This is a genomic window from Streptomyces sp. NPDC001406, assembly GCF_042895285.1.
GTDB lineage: Bacteria > Actinomycetota > Actinomycetes > Streptomycetales > Streptomycetaceae > Streptomyces.
Map to the genome: position 1 here is coordinate 273,159 of NZ_JBIAWG010000014.1, position 22,386 is coordinate 295,544.

Sequence of the window (22,386 nt, forward strand, 5' to 3'; positions counted from 1 at the left end):
AATCGTAAGGCTTCGCGGGGGGGCGGGGCCGCGGGTCCCCACCCCGGGGCCCGGGCGCGGGGGGGGGGGGGGGGGCCGGGGGGCGGGCGCGGGGGGCGGGGGGGGGGGGGGGGCCCCCGCCCCCCCACGGCCCTTCGCGGCCGACCGTCCCGTCCGGAGCCGCCCACGCGATTCCTGCCGACGCCCGCCTCCGGGCATGCCGGGGCGGCGGTCGGCAGCCCGGTCGCCTGCGAGCGGTCCTGAACATGAGTCGCACCCGTACGGGAAAGGAAACGCACGTGCTGAGGCCGCCACCGGACATCCCGGGCTGCCCAGGCGCCGCTGTACGCGATGACGCTCGGTGTCCGTCCCCGACGCGCGAGCCCGGTCCTCCCCCATCCGGTCCAATGCCGGACGACCGCGTCCCGGCCTCCGCTTCTTGATGCGCGACCACCGTCCGCCAGGCCATTCTTAACGCAAGCTTGACGCCCACGGCCGCCTGATCCGTGGGCCCACGCGTCACGCTCTGCATACGCTGGTGCCGCCGTCCGCGTGATGGCCGGAAACAGCTGAGCCGCACACCAGGAGCACGCCGATGGCCACGACCGAGCACCCACCTCCCAGTCGCCTGCGCACCTGGATGCTGGAGGGGCTGTCCGACATGGGCAAGGGCGCTCCCGCGCGACCCGAAGCCGAGCCGGAGCCCACGCACAAGGGCCAGCGCTGGTGGCGTGTGATGTGCCTGACCGGTGTCGACTACTTCTCGACCCTCGGTTACCAGCCGGGCATCGCGGCCCTGGCGGCCGGTCTGCTGTCACCCGTCGCGACCATCGTGCTGGTCATAGTCACCCTGGCGGGCGCCCTTCCGGTGTACCGCCGGGTCGCCGAGGAGAGCCCGCACGGCGAGGGTTCCATCGCCATGCTGGAGCGGCTGCTGTCCTTCTGGAAAGGCAAGCTGTTCGTCCTGACCCTGCTGGGCTTCGCCGCCACCGACTTCCTGATCACCATCACCCTGTCGGCCGCCGACGCCTCCACCCACCTGGTGGAGAACCCGCACCTGACAAGCACCCTGCACGGCCAGCAGTTGCTGATCACCCTGCTGCTGGTGGCCCTGCTCGGCGCGGTGTTCCTCAAGGGCTTCCTGGAGGCCATCGGGGTCGCGGTGGCCCTGGTGGCGGCCTACCTGGCGCTCAACACGGTCGTCGTGATCGTCGGCCTGTGGCACGTGGTCACCGCGGGGCACGTGGTCACCGACTGGACCAGCGCCCTGACCGCCGAGCACGGAAACATCTTTGCCATGGTCGGCGTGTCCTTGCTCGTCTTCCCCAAGCTGGCGCTCGGTCTGTCCGGCTTCGAGACCGGCGTCGCGGTCATGCCGCACGTCGAGGGCGACCCGGACGACACCGAGGAGAGGCCGACGGGCCGGATCCGGGACACCAAGAAGCTGCTCACTGCGGCCGCGCTGATCATGAGCGTCTTCCTGATCGCCACCAGCTTCATCACCACGGTGCTGATCCCGGAGAACGAGTTCAAGTCGGGCGGCCAGGCCAACGGCCGTGCGCTCGCCTACCTGGCGCACCAGTACCTGGGCGGCGCCTTCGGCACGGTCTACGACCTCTCCACCATCGCCATCCTCTGGTTCGCCGGCGCGTCCGCGATGGCGGGCCTGCTCAACCTGATGCCCCGCTATCTGCCCCGGTACGGCATGGCCCCGCACTGGGCCCGCGCCGTGCGTCCGATGGTGATCGTCTTCACCCTCGTCGCCTTCCTGGTCACCTGGGTCTTCGACGCCGACGTCGACGCGCAGGGCGGCGCCTACGCCACCGGTGTGCTGGTCCTCATGTCCTCCGCGGCGATCGCGGTGACCATCGCCGCGCGCCGGGCCGGGCAGCGCCAGTGGACCGTCGGCTTCGCGATCGTCTCTGCGGTCCTCCTCTATGTCACTGTCGCGAACGTCATCGAGCGCCCCGACGGTGTCAAGATCGGTGCCTGCTTCATCGTCGGCATCATCCTGGTCTCGCTGGCGTCCCGGCTGGCCCGTGCCTTCGAGCTGCGCGTGACCCACGTGGCGCTGGACGACATGGCGGAACGATTCATCCGAGACATGTCCAGCCGCAAGATCCGGTTCATCGCCAACGAGCCCGACCGGCGCGACAAGGCCGAGTACCGCGACAAGGTCGAGCAGATCCGGGCCGACAACGACATGCCCGAGCAGGAGGACTTCGTCTTCGTCGAGGTCACGGTCACCGACCCCTCCGAGTTCGAGGCGGGGCTGACCGTACGCGGCGAGGTCCTGCACGACCGCTACCGCGTCCTGACCCTGGAGTCCTCCTCCATCCCCAACGCCCTGGCGGCGCTGCTCCTGCACGTCCGCGACTCGACGGGCTGCACCCCGCACATCTACTTCGAGTGGACCGAGGGCAACCCCTTCGCCAACTTCCTGCGGTTCTTCCTCTTCGGCCAGGGTGAGGTCGCCCCGGTCACCCGAGAGGTGCTGCGCGAGGCGGAGCCCAACCGCGCACGGCGCCCGCGCGTCCACACCGGCTGAGTCGGACGACGGTGGATCCTGACGGCCCGGCCCAGCCGCCCGGCCGTCAGGATCGCGTCAAGATCCGGCCCGACGACGTCAGGGCTCCGTCAGCGACCCGAGTCCCGGCCCGCCCGGGACCTTAGCGTCGACTCATGCGACGGAGTGGACGTCCGAGCCCGACCGGCGACCGCCACTGGCGCGGCAGCGCCCGGTTCGCGGTGGGCTGTGCCCTCGCCTTCCTCGGCATGGCCCTGCTGGTCGACTGGGACGCCGGCACCCTGACACGCCTACGGGCCCTGTTGTGGATCGCCCTGTCCGCCGCGGCCTTCTGCGTCCTGCTGCCGCATCGCGTCACCGCCGGCCCCGGCCGACTGTCGGTCCACGGTCTCGCACGGCGGCACACAGTCCGCACCGACGCGCTGGTGACCGTACGGCAGTACGGCGACGTCTCCGCGCACCTCGTCCTGCGGGACACCCACGGCCACCGCCTGGAGGTCGACCCACGCGTCCTCATCGCGAACCCCCTGCTCTGGCACGAACTGGACACAGGCGCACGCCGCTCACTGGAACACGGCACGCTCCGCGAGGGCACAGACGTACTGGAACGACTGGGCCACGAAATAGACGACTCGACCACGCGGGCGGTCCTCAAGGCCTCGGGGCTCTCCTGACCCATCCCCTGCGCGGCGGGCGCGTCACCACCCGGCCGTAGCTCATACGGCCGCACACCTCCACGCGCAGAACGACCGGCGTCCCCGGGTCACCGGCCGGACGTGTCTTGATCTTGGCGTAGCCGAGCACCAGGGAGTCGGTGTCCACGACGACGCCGGGTCAGGTCACCAGCCGCAGCGTGCCGCCGCGCATGTCCAGGTCGATGCGCAGGGTGTCGTGCGTGATGACCGCCCGGGTGAAGTCGAGCGTCACATCGCCCCAGGCGGACTCGACCTCCATCCGCCGCGGCACCACCCAGTCGTCCTGGCGGGAGGCCGAGCCGCCCTGTTGTTCCATCCGGACGACGTCCTTGACCGGGGCGGGCTCCTCCGCATCGGGCAGGTCCGTCGTCAACGCCGCCAGCTCGCCCAGTGTCCGGGCCGTCAGGGCGGCCTCCACTCGCTCGTCGAGCTCCTCGGCGGTGAGTCTGCCGTCCCCCGCGGCGACGGTCAGCACGTCCCCCACCCGGTCCCGGTCCGCGTGCGAGGCCCGCACCTCGGGCGACGCACCCTTGCTGCGCAAGAGCTCAGCCGACATTCCCTCACCCCGATCAGACCGTACGGACGCATCCACGCGAACTAACGCTATATCGCGTTATATCCAACGGCCAACCCCACGTCCACCGTTCCCGCCCGTAGCCCTATCGTGATCCGCATGCAGTCCTACACGATCGGCCAGGCGGCGCGGCTGCTCGGCGTGAGCCCGGACACCGCCCGCCGATGGGCCGACGCCGGCCGGATGACCACCCACCGCGACGAGGCCGGACGTCGGCTCATCGACGGCAGGGACCTGGCCGCGTTCTCGGTCGAACTCGCCAAGGCGGGAGCGACCGAGGAGGACACCCCGTACACCTCGGCCCGCAACGCCTTCCCCGGGATCGTCACCGCGATCAAGCTGGGCGACGTCGCGGCTCAGGTGGAGATCCAGGCGGGCCCCCACCGACTCGTCTCCCTGCTGACCCGGGAGGCAGTAGAGGAACTGGGCCTGGAGGTCGGCATGGAGGCCACGGCCCGCGTGAAGTCGACGAACGTGCACATCGACCGCGTCTGAACAGCGGCGGGCGTCCGCTTCACCAGGCCGACGCCGGCGCGCGGCCGGGTACGGCCGGCGCTGACCCCCAGCGGTGGTAGCCCCCGTCCACCCGTATCGCGTTGATGCCGCTGATGTGCCGGCCCCCACACCGGTCCTGGGGAAGCACCAGTTGAGGTCCGGCCCGGTCCAGCGGGGTGTTGTCGATGCCGACGGCGAGCAGAACCGGTGCGTGGGCGAAATCGGGGTCGATCTCGGCCCAGGACAGCAGGGCGTGATGGCCGTCCGTACCGCTGACGGCGATAAGGAAGCGCAGCCGGTCCTTGCACCGGGCCAGGTCACTGGTGAGGGCGAGTTCCGCGGACGTCACGTGCGACCGCCTCCGGCTTGACCGTACCCTGCCAGGCGCCCCGTACAAACGCACATGCATACCACACTTCACGATGATCCCAGCTCATGCGATGCAACAGGAGACCTGAGCCTTGCATATGCGGCAGTATCATCGCCGCACGGCCGTCGATCGGTGGCCGTGGATGGGCGCGACCGCTTTTCCCGAAAGAACAGAGGTGTAGATCGTGATGACCCGTTCCGCGCGCCGGACCCGGCGGATGCTGCAGGTGGCCGGTGCAGGAGTCGCAGCCCTGATAGCGCTGAGCGCCTGCTCCTCCTCCGACGACTCCTCCGCCTCCTCCGACTCGTCGGCCAAGTCGGACACCTTGACGTCCGCATCACCCAAGCTGTCCGGCACGGTCACCGTCTTCGCCGCCGCCTCGCTCAAGGAGAGCTTCACGACCCTGGGCAAGGAGTTCGAGAAGCAGCACCCGGGCACCAAGGTCAGCTTCAACTTCAGCGGCAGCGACACCCTCGCCGCCAGCATCACCTCCGGCGCCCCCGCGGACGTGTTCGCCGCCGCCAGCCCCAAGACCATGGCGATCGTGACGGACAAGAAGGACGCGGCCACCACACCCGTCACCTTCGTCCGCAACCAGCTGGAGATCGCCACCCTGCCGGGCAACCCCGACAAGGTCGCCTCCCTCAAGGACCTCACCAAGTCGAACCTCAAGGTCGTCCTGTGCGACAAGGCGGTGCCGTGCGGCGCCGCCGCGCAGAAGGCCCTGGCCGCCAGCAGCCTCAAGCTCACCCCGGTCTCCTACGAGGAGGACGTCAAGTCCGCCCTCAACAAGGTGGTGCTGAAGGAGGCCGACGCCGCGGTGGTCTACAAGACCGATGTGAAGGCGGCAGGTGACAAGGTGGAGGGCGTGGAGTTCCCCGAGTCGGCCAAGGCCATCAACGACTACCCGATCGCCCTGCTGAAGAACGCCGACAACGCCTCGGTGGCCAAGGAGTTCATCGCGCTCGTGCAGTCCGCCGAGGGCCGGCAGGTCCTGTCCGCGGCCGGGTTCCTCAAGCCGTGACCTCGCTGGACAAGACCGGTGCCGCGGACACCCTGACGGGTGGGCCGCGGCGCCGGCGCGGCCGGACGGGCCGCGCCGGCCGCGGAGTACCACTGCCGCTGCTGCTCCCCGGCGTGGTGGCCCTGGCGTTCCTGCTGCTCCCCCTCGTCGCCCTGCTCGTCCGGGCCCCCTGGAGCAGCATTCCGGACCAGCTGACCAGCACCGAGGTGTGGCAGGCGCTCCAGCTCTCCCTGATCAGCGCGACCGCGGCGACCGCGGTGAGCCTGATCCTGGGCGTACCGCTGGCCTGGCTGCTGGCCCGCACAAAGTTCCCGGGACGCGGCTTCGTACGGGCTCTGGTGACCCTGCCGCTGGTCCTTCCCCCGGTGGTGGGCGGTGTGGCCCTGCTCCTCGGGCTCGGCCGCAACGGCGTCGTCGGCCAGTGGCTGGACTCCTGGTTCGGGATCACGCTGCCGTTCACCACGGCGGGGGTCGTGGTCGCGGAGGCCTTCGTCGCGATGCCGTTCCTCGTGATCAGCGTCGAGGGCACCCTGCGAGCCGCCGACCCGCGCTTCGAGGAGGCGGCCACCACCCTGGGCGCCTCCCGCTTCACCGCGTTCCGCCGCGTCACCCTGCCCCTGATCGCCCCCGGCATCGCCGCGGGCTCCGTCCTGGCCTGGGCGCGCGCGCTCGGCGAGTTCGGTGCGACCATCACCTTCGCCGGCAACTTCCCCGGCCGCACCCAGACCATGCCGCTGGCCGTCTACCTCGCCCTGCAGAACGACCCCGAGGCGGCGATCGCCCTCAGCCTGGTGCTGCTGACCGTGTCGATCGCGGTCCTGGCGGGACTGCGCGACCGCTGGCTGACGACGTCGTGAGCACGACGGGTCGCCGTACGATCGTGTCCGAACGCACCACCACGGCTGCGCGCCACACCGGCACGGACCCCGCCGGCCCCGGCCCCGGCACCCGTACGAACGCGTCCGTCCCCGCGCCGCACCACGCCCGACGCGCGGCCGTCAGCCCGCTCGCCCCCTGGATGTGCGCCCCATGACCGACATCGACGACACCACCGCCGGGCTCGTCGCCGAAGGCGTCCGCGGTGACGGGCTCGACGCACGGCTCGTCGTCGACCAGGGCTCCTTCCGGCTCGACGTGACGCTGGCCGCCGCCCCGGGCGACGTGGTCGCGCTGCTGGGCCCGAACGGCGCCGGCAAGACCACGGCCCTGCGGGCGCTCGCCGGTCTCGTGCGGCTCACGGGCGGCCATCTGCGGCTGGACGGCACCTCGCTGGACCGTACGCCCCCGGAGTCCCGTCCGGTCGGCGTCGTCTTCCAGGACTATCTGCTCTTCCCGCATCTGTCCGCCCTGGACAACGTGGCCTTCGGCCCACGCTGCCAGGGCGCGACCAAGGCCGAGGCCCGGGCGCAGGCCGCCGCCTGGCTGAAGCGGATGGGCCTGGCCGAGCACGCCGGTGCCAAGCCCCGCCGCCTCTCCGGCGGCCAGGCACAGCGCGTCGCCCTGGCCCGCGCCCTGGCCACCCACCCCCGGCTGCTGCTCCTGGACGAGCCGCTCGCCGCCCTCGACGCCCGCACCCGCCTGGAGGTGCGCGCCCAACTCCGCGGCCATCTGGCCGACTTCGAGGCGGTTGCCGTCCTGGTGACCCACGATCCGCTGGACGCGATGGTGCTCGCCGACCGGCTGGTCGTGATCGAGCACGGCGGCGTGGTCCAGGAGGGCTCCCCGGCCGACATCGCCCGCCGTCCGCGCACGGACTACATCGCGCAACTGGTCGGTCTGAACCTCTACAAGGGCACCGCCGACGGCCACACGGTCCGTCTGGACGCCGGTCCCGCCATCACGACCACGGAAGACCTCACCGGATCGGTCTTCGTGGCGTTCCCGCCGGGCGCCGTCACCCTCTACCGGGACCGCCCCACCGGATCCAGCGCCCGCAACCTGTGGCGCTGCGAGGTCGCCGGTCTGGAGACCCACGGCGACCAGATCCGCGCCGACCTCACGGGCGACCTCCCCCTTGCCGCCGACCTGACCACGGTCGCCGCCGCCGAACTCGACCTGCACCCGGGTGCATCGGTCTGGGCGACGGTCAAGGCGACGCAGACCCACGCATACCCGGCATAAGCCACCCGGAGCCCTACGGTGGGTGCTCATGACGCTGAGCATCCGCAATCAACTCCCCGGCACCGTCACCGCCATCACCCCCGGAGAGGTGATGGCCACCGTGGGGATCCGTCTCTCCGGCGGCCAGGCCCTCACCGCGGCGATCACCCTGGAGGCCGTGCACGAACTCGGCCTGGCCCCGGGCTCGGCCGTACGGGCCCTGGTGAAGTCGACCGAGGTCGCCCTCGCCACCGGCCCGGTCGAGGGAGTGTCGATCCGCAACCAGCTCCCGGGCACGGTCACCGGCATCGCCACCGGCAGCGCGATGGCCTCGGTCAAGCTGGCCTTCGACGGCGGTGCGCTGACCGCCGCGGTCACCAGGGACGCCGTCGCCGACCTCGCCCTGACGGCCGGGTCCCCCGTCGTCGCACTGATCAAGGCGACCGAGGTGTCCCTCGCCACCGCGTGACACACGAAGGGACCACGTGCACCGCGTGACACACGAAGGGCTCCCGCCCCGGCCGGGATGGGAGCCCTCACGCCTGCACCGGGGGCAGGTCAGCCCTCGTACGCGTCCATCGGCGGGCACGAGCAGACCAGGTTCCGGTCACCGAAGGCCTGGTCGATACGGCGCACCGGCGGCCAGTACTTGTCGGCGGCCGAGACACCGGCCGGGAAGACGGCCTCCTCGCGGCTGTAGGCGTGCGCCCACTCCCCGCCCAGCGCGGCCGCCGTGTGCGGCGCGTTGCCCAGCGGGTTGTCCTCGGCCGGCCACTCGCCCGAGCCGACCTTCTCGATCTCCGCGCGGATCGCGATCATCGCATCGCAGAACCGGTCCAGCTCGGCCAGGTCCTCGGACTCGGTCGGCTCGATCATCAGCGTGCCCGCCACCGGGAACGACATCGTCGGCGCGTGGAAGCCGTAGTCGATCAGCCGCTTGGCGACGTCGTCGACGCTCACTCCGGTCGCCTTGGTCAGCGGACGCAGGTCGATGATGCACTCGTGCGCGACCAGGCCGCCGGGGCCGGTGTAGAGCACCGGGTAGTGCGGCTCCAGACGCTTGGCGACGTAGTTGGCGCTCAGCACGGCCACCTGCGTGGCCCGCTTGAGCCCCTCGCCGCCCATGAGCCGGACGTAGGCCCACGAGATCGGCAGAATGCCGGCGGAACCCCACGGCGCCGCCGAGATCGGTCCGACACCCGTCTCCGGGCCGGCCGCGGGCTGCATCGGGTGGTTCGGCAGGTACGGCGCAAGGTGCGACCGTACGCCCACGGGTCCGACGCCGGGACCACCACCGCCGTGCGGGATGCAGAAGGTCTTGTGCAGGTTGAGGTGGGAGACGTCACCGCCGAAGTGGCCGGGCTTGGCGAGGCCGACCAGGGCGTTGAGGTTGGCGCCGTCCACGTAGACCTGGCCGCCCGCCTCGTGCACCTGGGCGCAGATGTCGGCGACGTGCTCCTCGAACACACCGTGGGTGGACGGGTACGTGATCATGAGCACGGCGAGCTCGTCGCGGTGCTGCTCGATCTTGGCCCGCAGGTCCTCGACGTCGATCTCGCCGTCCTCGGCGGTCTTCACGACGACGACCTTCATCCCGGCCATCACGGCGCTCGCGGCGTTGGTGCCGTGCGCGGAGGACGGGATCAGACAGATGGTGCGCTGCTCGTCGCCGTTGGCGCGGTGGTAGCCACGGACGGCCAGCAGACCGGCCAGCTCGCCCTGGGAGCCGGCGTTGGGCTGCAGGGAGACCTTGTCGTAGCCGGTGACCTCGGCGAGGCGCTCCTCCAGCTCACGGATGAGCGTGAGGAACCCCTCAGCCTGCTCGGTCGGCACGAAGGGGTGCAGCTGACCGAACTCGGGCCAGGTGACCGGCTCCATCTCGGTGGTCGCGTTCAGCTTCATGGTGCAGGAGCCGAGCGGGATCATGCCTCGGTCGAGCGCGTAGTCGCGGTCGGCCAGCTTGCGCAGGTAGCGCAGCATCGCGGTCTCGGAGCGGTGCTCGTGGAAGACCGGGTGGGTGAGGTAGGCGTCGGAGCGCAGCAGCGCGCCCGGCAGGGCCTCCGCCGTCGCCGCGTCCAGCGCCTCGATGTCGCCCTCGACGCCGAACGCCGACCACACGGCGGCCAGCTGGGCCCGGTTGGTGGTCTCGTCGCAGGCGATGAAGACGTGGTCGGCGTCGGCCCGGTGCAGGTTGACGCCGTTGTCCCGGGCGGCTGCGACGATCTCGTCGGCGCGTCCGGTGACCTTGACGGTCAGCGTGTCGAAGTAGGCGCCGTGGACGATCTCGACACCGCCGGCCTTGAGGCCCTCGGCGAGGATCGTGGCGTAGCGGTGGGTGCGGCGCGCGATGGCCTTGAGGCCCTCCGGCCCGTGGTAGACGGCGTACATGCCCGCCATCACCGCCAGCAGCACCTGCGCGGTGCAGATGTTGCTGGTCGCCTTCTCGCGGCGGATGTGCTGCTCGCGGGTCTGCAGGGCGAGCCGGTAGGCCTTGTTGCCGTCGGCATCGACGGAGACGCCGACGAGGCGCCCGGGCAGGCTGCGCGCGAACTTCTCGTGCACGGCCATGTAGCCCGCGTGCGGCCCGCCGAAGCCCATCGGCACGCCGAAGCGCTGGGTCGTGCCGACGGCGATGTCCGCGCCGAGCTCGCCCGGCGAGACCAGCAGGGTCAGGGCGAGCAGGTCGGCGGCGACGGTGACGAGCGCACCGAGCTCGTGCGCCTGGTCGATGACCGGCTTGATGTCCCGTACGGCACCGGAGGCGCCCGGGTACTGGACGAGCACGCCGTTGATCTCGCGCTCGGCGAGCTCGGCCGGGATGCCCTCGCTGAGGTCGGCGACCACGACCTCGACGCCGGCCGGCTCGGCACGCGTCTCGATCACGGCGATGGTCTGCGGCAGCGCGTCCGCGTCGACCAGGAACAGGCCCTTCTTGTTCTTGCCCATGCGCCGGGACAGCGCCATTGCCTCGGCGGCGGCCGTGCCCTCGTCGAGGAGGGAGGCGCCGGAGGTCGGCAGGCCGGTGAGGTCGGCGACCATGGTCTGGAAGTTCAGCAGAGCCTCGAGGCGCCCCTGGGAGATCTCCGGCTGGTAGGGCGTGTAGGCCGTGTACCAGGCGGGGTTCTCCATCACGTTGCGCAGGATGACGGGCGGGGTGAAGGTCCCGTAGTACCCGAGTCCGATCATCGAGCCGAGCACCTGGTTGCGGTCGGCGAGCGAGCGCAGTTCGGCGAGCACCTCGGCCTCGGTCCGGGCACCCGGCAGGTCGAGCGCGTCGGCGTTCTTGATCACATCCGGCACCGCGGCGGCGGTGAGCTCGTCGAGCGAGCCGTAACCGACGTGCGCGAGCATCTTGGCCCGCGCCTCCTGGTCGGGCCCGATGTGGCGCTGTTCGAAGGGGATGCCCTGTTCGAGCTCGGTGAGCGGAATGCGCTGGGCGGTCATTGCGGAGGCCTCCTGGTCTGACGCGACCTTCGAGGGGCACCCCGGCACGGGTACCCCGACGGCCTCCCCCTCTGTCATCTCAACCTGAGAGCTTCGCCGGGTCGCCCGAAGGCACCGGCTTTCACCGTCGGTGAGAGCGGAAGCCGTCGACACCCGCCCTGCTTTCCAGAGTGACCTCGTCCGTGCGGTACGTGAGCCTGAGAGATTCCGGGGAGGATTTGCTCCTTCGGCGCCTCCGGTGATGTCCGGAGGACTCTCCCGCACGGGGTCAGCAGCCGTTTGCAAGACTACCAGCGAGGTCAACGCCCGGGCCTTCGAGTGGCCGCCTCCTTGATTGTGCTCTTTTGTAGTGCTTACGGATGAGTTGCGACCAAGTGGAGGGCCCGTGCAGACCGACATCGATCCGCGCAACCTGATCGGCCGCAAGGCGTTCGACCGCAATGGCACCAAGATCGGCACGATCGACGAGGTGTACCTCGACGACGCGACCGGCGTGCCGGAGTGGGCGGCCATACGCACCGGCCTGTTCTCGCGGGACGCCTTCGTCCCGCTGGAGCCCAGTGAACTGGTCGAGGGCACCCTCCACGTCCCGTTCGACCGAGCCCTCATCAAGGACGCGCCCGACTTCGGCGTGGGCCGCCATCTCTCCCCGGAGCAGGAGCTCCAGCTCTACCACCACTACGGCCTGGACGTGGCCCCACCGCCCCGCCTCCCCGACCACGACTTCGGCAACCTGGCAGGCACGGACGAGACCTGAGGCCGAACGAGTGGGGTGACCGAGGAGCCGGCAGGGCGGGCCGGAAGTCTCACAGGGGCGTAGTCGCGGCCCGGGGTTCCCCCGTGCTCCGCTCCGGCTCGCCGCGAGCCGCCCCGGATTCGCCCCCGTCCCCCACTCCTTGGACCAACGGCAAAGGATCCGCCGGCTCCAGGTCCGCGTCGTCGACCCGGAACGTCCGCACCCGCCCGGGCTCCGAGTCCGGCGTTTCGAAACGCACGGTGACCCGCCCAAGGCCGCTGCCCTGCACCCAGCCGTGTCCGTACTCGGTGTGCCGCACGTCATGACCGGGCGACCAGTGCCGCTCGGCGGGTGCCGGGCTTTCCGGCGCGGACTCGGCCACGCTCTCCTCCGGCGCCGCGTCGGCCCGCTCGCCCGCCGCCTGCGCGAAGAGGTCCTCCTGTGTGTAGTCGGCGAGCCCGGAGACGCCCACTCCGAGCAGCCGTACACCGCCCGTCGTGTCCACCGAGTCGAGGAGCCGCGCGGCGGCCTCCCGCACCACCGCCGGATCGTCCGTGGGCCCACGGAGCGTCTCGGACCGGGTGAGTGTGGAGAAGTCGTACCGCCGCACCTTCAGCACGATGGTCCGCCCCGACAGCCCAGCCCCGCGCAGCCGCCGCACGCACCGCTCGGCGAGCCGCTGCACCTCAAGACCCACTCTGAGCCGGTCGTGGATGTCCACGTCGTACGTGTCCTCGACCGAGACCGACTTGGTCTCCCGCTCGGCCACCACGGGCCGCTCGTCGTGCGCCAGCGCCATGGCGTACAGCCCGTGCCCATGGGCCTTGCCCAGCAGCCGTACGAGCTCGTCCTCGCCCGCCTCGGCGATCTCGTCGACCGTGGTGATCCCGGCTCTGCGGAGGTGGTCGCCCGTGGCCGGGCCGACCCCCGGCAGCGTCCGCACCGACATGGGGCCCAGCAGCGCCCGCTCGGTCCCCGGTTCGATCAGCACCAGCCCGTCCGGCTTGGCCTGCTCGGAGGCGATCTTGGCGAGCATCTTCGATGCCGCGAGCCCCACCGACCCGGTGAGCCCCGTCACGGCCCGTATGTCCGCGCGCAGCTTGGCTCCGGCCAGCCGCGCGGACTCCTCGTCCCAGGCCGCTCCCCCGGCCTCCAGATCGATGAACGCCTCGTCCAGGCTCAGCGGCTCCACCAGGGGGGACAGCTCCCGCAGCAGCCCCATCACCTGCTCGCTGACCGTCCGGTACAGCCCGAAGCGCGGCACGAGATACGCCGCGTTCGGAGCCAGCCGGCGCGCCTGGGCCATGGGCATCGCCGAGTGGACCCCGAAGACGCGCGCCTCGTACGACGCCGTGGCGACCACTCCGCGAGGTCCGAGCCCGCCCACGACGACGGCCTTCCCCCGCAGGCTCGGCTTGGATGCCTGCTCCACCGAGGCGAAGAAGGCATCCATGTCGAGATGCAGGATCGTGGGCGCGTTTCTCACAACTCCGATGCTGCACCACGCCACTGACATTGCCCCGGAGCGGGACGGGGGCGCGGTCGGCCGCGCCCGGGGACCTCGCCTCAGACGGCCCGGTTGCGCCGCCGCGCGAGTTCGTCGGCGGGGTTGTGCCCGACGAGGGTCTCGCCCGTGTCGATGCGCTCACCGTGCAGCTGTGAGAGCGCGCTTTCCACGTCCCGCCACACCACGCCCACCGCGATGCCGAAGATGCCCTGACCGCCCTGGAGCAGGGCGTGGACCTCGTCCGGCGAGGTGCACTCGTAGACCGTGGCACCGTCGCTCATCAGCGTCATGCGCTCCAGATCGCGGAAACCGCGTTCCCTGAGGTGCACGACGGCGGTACGGATGTTCTGCAGCGAGACCCCGGTGTCCAGGAACCGCTTGACGATCTTCAGGACGACAACGTCCCGGAAGCTGTACAGACGCTGCGTGCCCGACCCGTACGCGGGCCGCACGCTCGGCTCGACCAAGCCCGTGCGGGCCCAGTAGTCGAGCTGCCGGTAGGTGATGCCGGCGGCCGCGCAGGCCGTCGGACCGCGGTAGCCGATCTCCTCGGACGCCATGGGCCCCGCCCCTCCGCTGTTCGGCACGGCCGAGGGCCGCTGGGGGGCGTGGCCGACCGCGCCGTTGGGATGGGCGTACCCCCTGCTCGAACGCAGCTGAGAGCTTGAGGGAGGGTACGGACCGCTCTCCCCGAAACCGCGTCCGGGGGCACCCCCAGCCGTACCGTCGCCGCTGCTTCTCACGCCGACCTCCGTCCTTGACCTGCCTTCTCGACGGTAGGCAGTCACCAGGGGTGCGTCAACGATCGCCACACTCGGCACGCCGAGTGATAATCACCCTAGGAGTGGTTTCCCGTGCCCCACCGCGGGGAAAGGCTAGCCGAATGCTCTCGCGGGGGTCCGTAGGACGCTCTCAATGGCCGGTGGCATTTGCCGACATCCCGCACGTAACAGGGCGCCGACCGAGCCGTCACGGACCGCGTCCGCCGGATCGGCCGCCCCCTCACTGGCTGCTGGTGCCGAAGTCCTCGGGTGAGATCTGGTCGAGGAACTCGCGGAACTTCTCGACCTCGTCCTCCTGCTCGTCCGGAATCGCGATGCCCGCGTCGTCGAGCACCGTGTCACTGCCGTAGATCGGCGTTCCGGTGCGCAGGGCCAGCGCTATGGCATCGGACGGACGGGCACTCACTTCGACCCCGCTGGCGAAGACCAGCTCCGCGTAGAAGACGCCTTCACGCAGGTCGGTGATGCGCACTTCCGTGAGCTCCTGGCCGACGGCCTCCAGCACGTCCTTGAACAGGTCGTGGGTCAGCGGTCGCGCGGGGGCCATGCCCTGCTGGGCGAAGGCGATCGCCGTCGCCTCCCCCGGCCCGATCCAGATGGGGAGGTACCTGTCGCCTCCCACTTCGCGCAGGAGCACGATCGGTTGGTTGGAGGGCATTTCGACCCGGACACCTACGACATCGAGCTCGTTCACACAGCAACCCTAGGCCGTGCCCGGGACGTTTGGGTAGTCGGGCCGGGAACGGGTGGCCGATACGGCCTGTCGAGCACCGCCGCCGCTCACGGCAGACGCACCCCGAGGGCGGTCTTCACCAGGGCGGCGTGCAGCCGCACGGTGAGCGCCGCCAGCTCCTTCGTACGCGCTTCGGCGTGGGCCCTGGTCTGCGGGTTGCGATGCCGCTTCAAAGGGGCCACCACCTGGTCCACCAGGCCTGCCTCGCGGTCCGCCGCGGCCTTCATCACCCGCAGGTGGCGCGGCTCGATCCCGTGCCGGCCCAGCTCGGCGACGAGCGAGGCCACGGTGACCGTCTCCGCGTCGTACACGCCGTCCTCGAGCGGGGCGATGAGCCCGTACGACTCCCACTCCTGCAGCGCGCTCTCGTCGATCTCCGCCGCCGCCAGCAGCTCGGCCCGGCCGATCCGGGCCGCCGTGGGCGTGTCGCACGGCTCCAGGACGGTCTCACCGTCCCGCTGACGCCCCACGACGGGCAGTGGCACGGCCTCGCCGCGCTCCACGGCGTCCAGGTGCTCCCGGATCACCTTGAGCGGCAGATAGTGGTCCCGCTGCATCCTCAGGACGTGGCCCAGCCGCTCGACGTCACCGGCGCTGAACTTGCGGTACCCCGACGGCGTCCGCCGCGGCTCGATGAGCCCCTCCGACTCCAGGAAACGGATCTTGGAGATGGTGACTTCGGGGAACTCGCCGCGCAGCACGTTCAGCACCGTGCCGATGCTCATCAGCCCACTGTCCGCGGCGGCGGCACCGTGCCCGGCACCGCCGCTCGGTGTTTGAAGCATGGACCTTCCCTGACGGGTCAGATGCCCTGCCGGCTCGAGTAGAAGACCAGCCGGTACTTGCCGATCTGCACCTCGTCACCGTTCGACAGGGCGACCTGGTCGATCCGCTCGCGGTTGACGTACGTGCCGTTCAGACTGCCCACGTCGGCCACCGTGAAGGAACCGTCCGGAGAGCGCCGGAACTCGACGTGACGGCGCGAGACCGTCACGTCGTCCAGGAAGATGTCGCTCTGCGGGTGACGTCCGGCCGTGGTCAGCTCGCCGTCCAGCAGGAAGCGGCTGCCGGAGTTCGGCCCGCGACGCACCACCAGCAGCGCCGAGCCCGTCGGCAGCGCGTCCACAGCCGCCTGCGCCTCGGGAGAGAGCGCCGGCATCTGCGTCTGACCGGTGACCTCGGCGTCGTAGGCCTCAAGACCGGAGATGGAGATAGTGGACGTCGTCTCGGACGCACGCTCCGGCGCCACGCCGGCACGCAGCGGGGCACCACAGTTGGAACAGAACCGGGCGTTCTCCGCGTTCCGGTTACCGCACCTCGTACACACCAGGACCGACATGGACGGATCCTCCTGCCGCGGCTGCCCCGCGGGGGCATTGGACGCATACGGGTCGGAGGCAAACCCTCCACCCGTACTTGAGGTTGACGGTTGCCCGAAACCTATGCCGCCGGACTGGGCAGGGTCAACAGACGGCGCGCCCTGGCCGCCGGAAATGTCACCGCCCGGACCAGGGACCTGGTCACGGAACAGCGGGCGCTGGCCCTCTGCGTCAGGCTGTGCGCGATGACGAGCGGTCGCGTTGTCGCTGCCCTCTCGCGCGCTCTTGCCGAACAACTTCGCAAACAACTTCACGGGCGATTCCCCTTGACCGAAACAGACCCGCCCGTGGGGCAGGACGAACCCTGATTGCATACACCGGTCGACCCGGACACCTTCACAACGTCCGTATCCACCAGACAGTTTCCACCACGCGCCACCTCTTCGGTGCGCCGACCCCCCGCAACCTCATGCCCCTGCCGGACGGCCCCCATGCACCACCGGTTCACTAGGAGGACGACCGAGCGTAGTCAGGCCGCTTCGCCGCCCGCAAGGCGTCAACCACGATCTTGGTCGACCGCTCGACGGTCACGACGGCCTGCTCCTTCTCGAGGGTCTGCACCACGCCTCCGGGGATGTTGAGCGCCGGTTCGAGGTCCTGCGGCTTGCCGATGACCTTGAAACGATAGGGGGCGTTGATCTTGTTCCCGTCGACGCTCACACTCTTGCCGGAGTCCGTCAGATACGTGTTGGCGACGACCCGAACGCCGTTCACCTCGATCGCCTCCGCACCGGCCGCGCGCAGCTCCTGGATCGCGTCGAGCAGCATGTCCGCCTGGACCGTCCCCTTCGTGTCGTCGATCGTGATCGTGATGCCGGGACCCTGCGCGGCCACCGTGCCCGCCAGAATGCCGAGTTGCTTCTCCTTCTCAGCGGTCTGCTTGCGGGCCTCGGCCGCCTGGTCGGAGCTGCTCTGCAGTTCCGACCGCTGCTTCTCGAGTCCCTGCTTCTCGTCCTCAAGACGCTGAGTACGGTCATCCAGTTCATCGAGGATGCGAACGAGATCTTCCTGACGGGCACCGCGCAGCGCGCTGTCGCTGTCGCTGTTCGACGCCACCTGCACGGCCAGACCGAAGCCGAGGCCGAACAGCAGCAGGGCGACGATGAGTTGGGCCCTGCTGAACCGCGGCGGCCACAAGCCCTTCACCAGCCGCTGGCGGCCCGTGAGCGGGGCCTCGGGCTGCTCCTCCGCCGCCTGCTCGGCGTCGGGGGCCGGCGCGGGCACTTCCGCGGGCAGTTCCTTGCGCAGCCTGTTCTCCGACTGCTCGTCCTCGTTGCTCATCGTTCTCACGCCCGGAACACGTGGCGCCGGATCGCCGCCGCGTTGGAGAAGATCCGGATGCCGAGCACCACCACGACACCCGTGGACAGCTGCGCCCCCACGCCCAACTTGTCGCCCAGGAACACGATCAGTGCGGCCACGACCACGTTCGACAGGAACGAGACCACGAAGACCTTGTCGTCGAAGATCCCGTCGAGCATGGCCCGCAGGCCACCGAAGACGGCGTCGAGCGCCGCGACGACGGCGATCGGCAGATAAGGCTCGACGACCGCCGGAACCTCAGGACGGACCAACAGGCCGGCCACGACTCCCACGATGAGGCCCAGTACGGCGATCACGATGTGCCCTTCTCAGTGCTCGGCTGTGCTGTACGTACGATCACACTCGGTGCTGCGGGCAGCCGGACGTCACTCTCCGTGGAGATGCCGGTCCGGATGCCGTAGTTCTCCTCAAGGGCATGCAGATACAGCCCGTCGGCGCTGTTCTGGAACGTGGTGCTCAACCTGTCCCCGTCCCCCACCGCGAGCACCGTGTAGGGCGGCACCAGCGGCTTGTTGTCGACCAGTATCGCGTCACCCGCGGCCCTGATCGCGGACAGGGCGGTCAGCCGCTGCCCGTTGATGGAGATCGCCTCGGCCCCGGAGGCCCACAGCCCGTTCACGACGCGCTGCATGTCGCGATCGCGCACCCGGCCGGTGTCGGAGAAATCGGTCGTCTCGCGCGGATTGCCGGCGTTGCCGCCCGTGGTGGCTTCCTTCGCGTCGTTCACGACGAGCTTCACACCGGGGCCGTGCACCGCCGTGGCGCCCGACAGGATTCCGACCAGGTCCGCCTGGCCGCTGCCACCGCTGTGCTTCAGCGCCTCCCGCTGGCGCGCGCTCACGTCGTCGCGCAGCTTGTCGACGGTGCCCTCCAGCTTGTCCGCCGACGAGGTCTCCCGGTCGATGCGGTCGATCAGCTCCTGCCGCTCCTTGGCGACGACCGGGGCCGCCACGCGCGCCTGGGCCGCGCCGACGGTCACGACCAGCGCCGCGAGCACCAGACCGCCGGCGAGACCGAGCTTCGCCCTCAGGGTCTTCGGCATGCCGCCCTCGCCCTGGGACTGCTTCCGGGCGGCGGCCTCGGCGTACCCGTCGTCGAGGCTGTGATCCATGACGTTGGTGATCAACGACATGGAGGCGTCCGGGCGCGACGGCCGCGAGGCCGTGCTCCGAACGGGGGGTTGCTGCGGCATGCCGCACATCGTCGCACGTCGCGACCAGTACCTCCGAATGGCCCCACCCGCGTGCCGGACAGGCCCCCTTGGGGGACACTTGTCCGGCACGCGCGCGTGCAGCGGGTTTTACCGTCCGGCGCTGTCCACGATCGCCGACCATTCGTCGAGCAGGGCCTGTGCCGAGGCGTCGTCCGGCCCTTCCGCCCACAAATGCGTGACCGCCTCGGCGGGGTCGGGCAGCACCATCACCCAGCGCCCGTCGGTCTCCACGACGCGCACTCCGTCCGTCGTGTCGACAGAGCGATCTCCGGCCGCCTCCACGACCCGGCGCATGACCAGTCCCTTCACGGCCCATGGCGTGGCCAGGTCCCGCTTGAGAACGTGCGCCCGCGGGATCCGCGCGTCGATCTGGCTGAGGGTGAGCTGCGTCCGCGCCACCAGCCCGATCAGCCGTACGAAGGCCGCCGTGCCGTCGTAGACACCGCTGAACTCCGGGACGATGAAGCCGCCCTTGCCGTCACCGCCGAAGATCGTCCCCTCCTCACGCCCCACGCGCGTGAGGTCGTCCGGAGAGGTGGTGGTCCACTCGACCTGGGTGCCGTGGTAGGCGGCCACCTGCTCGGCGATCCTGGTCGTGGTCACCGGCAGCGCCACACGTCCGCTGCGCCGCTCCGCGGCCACCAGGTCCAGCATCACGAGCAGAGCCCGGTCGTCCTCGATGATCCGGCCCTTCTCGTCCACCAGGGACAGCCGCTCGCCCACGGGGTCGAAGCGCACGCCGAACGCGGCTCCGGACGACGCCACGATCTCGCCGAGGCGCACCAGCCCCGACCGCCGGACGTCGGCCGTCTCCGTCGGCCGGGACTCGTCGAGGCCGGGATTGATGGTCAGCGAGTCCACACCGAGCTTTCCGAGCAGGCTGGGCAGTACGAGCCCGGCGCTGCCGTTCGAGGCGTCCACGACCACCTTGAGCCCCGACTCGGCGATCCCGGTGGTGTCGATGTTCCGCAGCAGCGACCCGGTGTACGAGTCGAAGACGCTCGCCGGGAAGTACAGGTCACCGATCTCACCGGGGAACGCACGGCGGTACTCCTGCCGCGCGAACACCCGGTCCAGCTTGCGCTGGCTCGCCTGCGAGAGGTCGGCACCCTGCCCGTCGAAGAACATGATGTCGACGGAGTCCGGCACACCCGGTGAGGTCCGGATCATGATCCCGCCGGCACTGCCGCGAGCGGTCTGCTGCCGGGCCACGGGCAGCGGTACGTTCTCCAGGTCCCGTACATCGATCGCACTGGCCTGCAGCGCGGAGATCACCGCACGCTTCAGCGCACGGGCACCCCGGGAATGGTCGCGGGCCGTGGTGACCGTGGAGCCCTTCTTGAGCATGGTCGCGTAGGCGCCTGCCAGCCGCACGGCGAGTTCCGGCGTGATCTCGACGTTCAGGATGCCGGTCACCCCACGCGCGCCGAACAGATGCGCCTGGCCCCTGGACTCCCAGATGACCGAGGTGTTGACGAAGGCACCGGCCTCGATGGTCTTGAACGGATAGACCCGAACGTTGCCCTGAACGATCGATTCTTCGCCGATCAGGCACTCATCGCCGATGACCGCGCCGTCCTCGATCCGGGCCGCCCGCATGATGTCGGTGTTCTTTCCGACGACACAGCCCCGCAGATTGCTGTGCTGCCCGATGTACACGTTGTCGTGCACGACGGCCCTGTGCAGGAATGCGCCCGTCTTCACGACCACGTTCGACCCGACGACGGTGTGCTCACGGATTTCCGCGCCGGCCTCGACCTTGGCGTAGTCACCGATGTAGAGCGGCCCCCGGAGAACGGCGTCCGGATGCACCTCGGCGCCCTCCGCCACCCATACACCCGGGGAGATCTCGAACCCGTCGATGTCGACGTCGACCTTGCCCTCCAGGACGTCGGCCTGGGCCTTCACATACGACTCGTGCGTACCGACGTCCTCCCAGTAGCCCTCGGCGACATAGCCGTACACCGGCTTGCCTTCCTTCATGAGCTGCGGGAAGACATCGCCCGACCAGTCCACGGGAACATCGGCCTCGACATAGCCGAACACCTCGGGCTCCATGACATAGATGCCCGTGTTCACCGTGTCGGAGAAGACCTGGCCCCAGGTCGGCTTCTCGAGGAAACGCTCGACCTTGCCCTCTTCGTCGACGATGGTGATGCCGAATTCCAGCGGATTGGGCACACGCGTCAGACAGACCGTGACCAGCGCGCCCTTTTCCTTGTGGAAGTTGATCAGCTCGGTGAGGTCGAAGTCGGTCAGGGCATCGCCGGAGATGACAAGGAAAGCATCGTCCTTCAACGCCTCTTCGGCGTTCTTGACGCTTCCGGCGGTACCGAGTGGCTTCTCCTCATTGGCATATGTGAGCTCCATTCCGAGCTCCTCGCCGTCACCGAAGTAGTTCTTGACGAGCGAGGCCAGGAACTGCACGGTTACGACGGTCTCAGTGAGCCCATGCCTTTTGAGCAGCCGCAGCACATGCTCCATGATCGGGCGGTTCACTACCGGAAGGAGCGGCTTGGGCATGCTCGAGGTCATGGGGCGAAGGCGTGTGCCTTCACCACCAGCCATCACGACGGCCTTCATGTCGGAAGCGTCCTCCTCTAGAGACGACGGTCCAGCCGACTTCACCCGTCAAGATTGTCCCGCACTTTTCCGCCGCGGGCCATCGAGCCCTACGTCCGGACAATCGCCGAGCTCAATCGGCCATGGCGTCCGCACGTACCAGGCGGCGGACTTGGACCACGTAGAGCACTCCTGCCCACCAGTACAGCGTTGTACCCCATCCGGCGAACGCCCATCCGAAAATAGCAGCGAGTGACGAGATCCATCCACTTCCGTCACTCAGCAGGAGCAACGGGAAGGCGTACATCAGATTGAAGGTGGCTGCCTTCCCCAAGAAGTTCACCTGCGGCGGCGGATACCCATGGCGCCTGAGGATGCCCACCATCACCAGCAGAACCAGCTCTCGCGCCAGCAGCACGGCGGTCAGCCAGAGCGGCAGGATCTCGCGCCAGGTGAGGCCCACCAGCGTCGAGAGAATGTAGAGCCGGTCGGCAGCGGGATCGAGCAGCCGGCCGAGGCTGCTGATCTGATTCCAGCGCCGCGCGAGCTTCCCGTCCAGGTAGTCGCTGATCCCGCTCAGCGCGAGCACCAGCAGCGCCCAACCATCACTCTTGGGACCCCCGAACTCCGGCCGGAGGATCAGCCACAGAAAGACGGGCACGCCGACGAGACGCGCCATGCTGAGGATGTTCGGGATGGTGAGGACCCGGTCCGTCTGGACACGGGTCTCCTGGACCTCCACCCGGGGGCCTCCTGGGAAACGAACCAACGATGCCCCCTGACCTTACCTCAACGCAAAAAAGCTCCGGCTCCTGGGCTTCGTGCCCAAGAGCCGGAGCTCTAAAGGGAGTTCGGCGGTGTCCTACTCTCCCACAGGGTCCCCCCTGCAGTACCATCGGCGCTGTGAGGCTTAGCTTCCGGGTTCGGAATGTAACCGGGCGTT

At 69.9% G+C, this 22,386-nt stretch carries 21 protein-coding genes, 1 rRNA gene, 1 pseudogene and 1 riboswitch; of the genes and pseudogenes, 9 read left to right on the forward strand and 14 right to left on the reverse strand.

Annotated elements, in window-relative coordinates:
- Nucleotides 1-574 precede the first annotated feature (574 nt).
- Together ACFY1J_RS32365 and ACFY1J_RS32370 are read left to right on the forward strand one after the other, a co-directional pair.
- Nucleotides 575-2,527 (forward strand): amino acid transporter, encoded by a 1,953-nt coding sequence (locus ACFY1J_RS32365; RefSeq protein ID WP_390713154.1) that lies wholly within the window; start codon nucleotides 575-577, stop codon nucleotides 2,525-2,527.
- Between the two features lie 134 nt (nucleotides 2,528-2,661).
- Entirely contained in the window at nucleotides 2,662-3,180 is a 519-nt protein-coding gene (locus tag ACFY1J_RS32370) for a hypothetical protein (RefSeq protein ID WP_390713155.1), read from the forward strand.
- 160 nt (nucleotides 3,181-3,340) lie between these two features.
- Here ACFY1J_RS32370 and ACFY1J_RS32375 read toward each other — a convergent pair whose 3' ends face one another.
- Nucleotides 3,341-3,757: a DUF1707 domain-containing protein gene (locus ACFY1J_RS32375; protein ID WP_390713156.1), complete on the reverse strand. Its 417-nt coding sequence runs from the start codon at nucleotides 3,755-3,757 to the stop codon at nucleotides 3,341-3,343.
- A 117-nt stretch (nucleotides 3,758-3,874) separates the two neighbouring features.
- On the opposite strand from ACFY1J_RS32375, the gene ACFY1J_RS32380 reads away from it, so the two are divergent.
- On the forward strand, nucleotides 3,875-4,270 hold the full coding sequence (locus ACFY1J_RS32380; protein ID WP_390713157.1) for a molybdopterin-binding protein: 396 nt from the start codon (nucleotides 3,875-3,877) through the stop codon (nucleotides 4,268-4,270).
- A gap of 19 nt (nucleotides 4,271-4,289) precedes the next feature.
- On the opposite strand, the pseudogene ACFY1J_RS32385 reads toward ACFY1J_RS32380, so the two are convergent.
- Nucleotides 4,290-4,589, reverse strand: a pseudogene (locus tag ACFY1J_RS32385) (hypothetical protein); the annotation flags it as partial.
- Between the two features lie 238 nt (nucleotides 4,590-4,827).
- Between ACFY1J_RS32385 and modA the strand changes: the two are divergent.
- From modA to ACFY1J_RS32410, 5 genes are read left to right on the forward strand one after another with little or no spacing between them, the layout of a single operon-like run.
- A complete protein-coding gene (gene modA, locus ACFY1J_RS32390; RefSeq protein WP_390732466.1) occupies nucleotides 4,828-5,664 on the forward strand; it encodes a molybdate ABC transporter substrate-binding protein in 837 nt (278 codons plus the stop codon).
- A complete protein-coding gene (locus ACFY1J_RS32395; protein ID WP_390732467.1) occupies nucleotides 5,661-6,521 on the forward strand; it encodes an ABC transporter permease in 861 nt (286 codons plus the stop codon). Before modA ends, ACFY1J_RS32395 begins: the two co-directional genes overlap by 4 nt.
- A 23-nt stretch (nucleotides 6,522-6,544) precedes the next feature.
- Nucleotides 6,545-6,697 (forward strand): hypothetical protein, encoded by a 153-nt coding sequence (locus ACFY1J_RS32400; protein WP_390732468.1) that lies wholly within the window; start codon nucleotides 6,545-6,547, stop codon nucleotides 6,695-6,697.
- The gene (locus ACFY1J_RS32405; RefSeq protein WP_390732469.1) at nucleotides 6,694-7,785 is read left to right on the forward strand and encodes an ABC transporter ATP-binding protein; all 1,092 of its coding nucleotides are present in this window, start codon (nucleotides 6,694-6,696) and stop codon (nucleotides 7,783-7,785) included. Before ACFY1J_RS32400 ends, ACFY1J_RS32405 begins: the two co-directional genes overlap by 4 nt.
- 28 nt (nucleotides 7,786-7,813) lie before the next feature.
- Complete coding sequence (locus ACFY1J_RS32410) at nucleotides 7,814-8,233, forward strand: molybdopterin-binding protein (RefSeq protein ID WP_390713162.1); 420 nt, start codon at nucleotides 7,814-7,816, stop codon at nucleotides 8,231-8,233.
- A gap of 89 nt (nucleotides 8,234-8,322) precedes the next feature.
- Here ACFY1J_RS32410 and gcvP read toward each other — a convergent pair whose 3' ends face one another.
- Nucleotides 8,323-11,208, reverse strand: coding sequence for an aminomethyl-transferring glycine dehydrogenase (gene gcvP / locus ACFY1J_RS32415; RefSeq protein ID WP_390713163.1), 2,886 nt, complete (start codon nucleotides 11,206-11,208; stop codon nucleotides 8,323-8,325).
- 175 nt (nucleotides 11,209-11,383) lie between these two features.
- Nucleotides 11,384-11,479: riboswitch (glycine riboswitch) on the reverse strand.
- A gap of 114 nt (nucleotides 11,480-11,593) precedes the next feature.
- On the opposite strand from gcvP, the gene ACFY1J_RS32420 reads away from it, so the two are divergent.
- A complete protein-coding gene (locus tag ACFY1J_RS32420) occupies nucleotides 11,594-11,965 on the forward strand; it encodes a PRC-barrel domain-containing protein (protein ID WP_316764935.1) in 372 nt (123 codons plus the stop codon).
- Nucleotides 11,966-12,014: 49 nt separating this feature from the next.
- Here ACFY1J_RS32420 and ACFY1J_RS32425 read toward each other — a convergent pair whose 3' ends face one another.
- The 11 genes from ACFY1J_RS32425 to rrf form a co-directional block, all read right to left on the reverse strand.
- Nucleotides 12,015-13,430 (reverse strand): DNA polymerase IV, encoded by a 1,416-nt coding sequence (locus tag ACFY1J_RS32425; protein ID WP_390732470.1) that lies wholly within the window; start codon nucleotides 13,428-13,430, stop codon nucleotides 12,015-12,017.
- 80 nt (nucleotides 13,431-13,510) lie between these two features.
- Complete coding sequence (locus ACFY1J_RS32430) at nucleotides 13,511-14,194, reverse strand: MerR family transcriptional regulator (RefSeq protein WP_390713165.1); 684 nt, start codon at nucleotides 14,192-14,194, stop codon at nucleotides 13,511-13,513.
- A 259-nt stretch (nucleotides 14,195-14,453) separates the two neighbouring features.
- The gene (locus tag ACFY1J_RS32435) at nucleotides 14,454-14,927 is read right to left on the reverse strand and encodes a bifunctional nuclease family protein (RefSeq protein WP_026253112.1); all 474 of its coding nucleotides are present in this window, start codon (nucleotides 14,925-14,927) and stop codon (nucleotides 14,454-14,456) included.
- An 86-nt stretch (nucleotides 14,928-15,013) separates the two neighbouring features.
- On the reverse strand, nucleotides 15,014-15,751 hold the full coding sequence (locus ACFY1J_RS32440; protein WP_390713166.1) for a MerR family transcriptional regulator: 738 nt from the start codon (nucleotides 15,749-15,751) through the stop codon (nucleotides 15,014-15,016).
- 17 nt (nucleotides 15,752-15,768) lie between these two features.
- On the reverse strand, nucleotides 15,769-16,659 hold the full coding sequence (locus ACFY1J_RS32445; protein ID WP_390713167.1) for an FHA domain-containing protein: 891 nt from the start codon (nucleotides 16,657-16,659) through the stop codon (nucleotides 15,769-15,771).
- Nucleotides 16,660-16,792: 133 nt separating this feature from the next.
- Nucleotides 16,793-17,626, reverse strand: a complete 834-nt coding sequence (locus ACFY1J_RS32450; protein ID WP_390713168.1) for a DUF881 domain-containing protein — start codon at nucleotides 17,624-17,626, stop codon at nucleotides 16,793-16,795.
- Nucleotides 17,627-17,631: 5 nt separating this feature from the next.
- Nucleotides 17,632-17,964 carry a small basic family protein gene (locus ACFY1J_RS32455; protein WP_006134295.1) on the reverse strand — a complete coding sequence of 111 codons (333 nt, stop codon included), beginning with the start codon at nucleotides 17,962-17,964 and terminating at the stop codon, nucleotides 17,632-17,634.
- A complete protein-coding gene (locus ACFY1J_RS32460) occupies nucleotides 17,961-18,800 on the reverse strand; it encodes a DUF881 domain-containing protein (protein ID WP_363300035.1) in 840 nt (279 codons plus the stop codon). Before ACFY1J_RS32460 ends, ACFY1J_RS32455 begins: the two co-directional genes overlap by 4 nt.
- Before the next feature lie 168 nt (nucleotides 18,801-18,968).
- On the reverse strand, nucleotides 18,969-21,464 hold the full coding sequence (locus tag ACFY1J_RS32465) for a sugar phosphate nucleotidyltransferase (RefSeq protein WP_390713169.1): 2,496 nt from the start codon (nucleotides 21,462-21,464) through the stop codon (nucleotides 18,969-18,971).
- A gap of 112 nt (nucleotides 21,465-21,576) precedes the next feature.
- Nucleotides 21,577-22,185 (reverse strand): CDP-alcohol phosphatidyltransferase family protein, encoded by a 609-nt coding sequence (locus ACFY1J_RS32470; protein WP_390713170.1) that lies wholly within the window; start codon nucleotides 22,183-22,185, stop codon nucleotides 21,577-21,579.
- 107 nt (nucleotides 22,186-22,292) lie between these two features.
- Nucleotides 22,293-22,386 (reverse strand): 5S ribosomal RNA (gene rrf, locus ACFY1J_RS32475); the annotation flags it as partial.

Coding starts and splice junctions, on each gene's coding strand:
- ACFY1J_RS32465 (WP_390713169.1), bottom strand. CDS start 21,464: ATGAAGGCCGTCGTGATGGCTGGTGGTGAAGGCACACGCCTTCGCCCC.
- ACFY1J_RS32405 (WP_390732469.1), top strand. CDS start 6,694: ATGACCGACATCGACGACACCACCGCCGGGCTCGTCGCCGAAGGCGTC.
- ACFY1J_RS32440 (WP_390713166.1), bottom strand. CDS start 15,751: ATGCTTCAAACACCGAGCGGCGGTGCCGGGCACGGTGCCGCCGCCGCG.
- ACFY1J_RS32365 (WP_390713154.1), top strand. CDS start 575: ATGGCCACGACCGAGCACCCACCTCCCAGTCGCCTGCGCACCTGGATG.
- modA (WP_390732466.1), top strand. CDS start 4,828: ATGACCCGTTCCGCGCGCCGGACCCGGCGGATGCTGCAGGTGGCCGGT.
- ACFY1J_RS32380 (WP_390713157.1), top strand. CDS start 3,875: ATGCAGTCCTACACGATCGGCCAGGCGGCGCGGCTGCTCGGCGTGAGC.
- ACFY1J_RS32450 (WP_390713168.1), bottom strand. CDS start 17,626: ATGAGCAACGAGGACGAGCAGTCGGAGAACAGGCTGCGCAAGGAACTG.
- gcvP (WP_390713163.1), bottom strand. CDS start 11,208: ATGACCGCCCAGCGCATTCCGCTCACCGAGCTCGAACAGGGCATCCCC.
- ACFY1J_RS32460 (WP_363300035.1), bottom strand. CDS start 18,800: ATGTCGTTGATCACCAACGTCATGGATCACAGCCTCGACGACGGGTAC.
- ACFY1J_RS32375 (WP_390713156.1), bottom strand. CDS start 3,757: ATGTCGGCTGAGCTCTTGCGCAGCAAGGGTGCGTCGCCCGAGGTGCGG.
- ACFY1J_RS32445 (WP_390713167.1), bottom strand. CDS start 16,659: ATGCAATCAGGGTTCGTCCTGCCCCACGGGCGGGTCTGTTTCGGTCAA.
- ACFY1J_RS32410 (WP_390713162.1), top strand. CDS start 7,814: ATGACGCTGAGCATCCGCAATCAACTCCCCGGCACCGTCACCGCCATC.
- ACFY1J_RS32370 (WP_390713155.1), top strand. CDS start 2,662: ATGCGACGGAGTGGACGTCCGAGCCCGACCGGCGACCGCCACTGGCGC.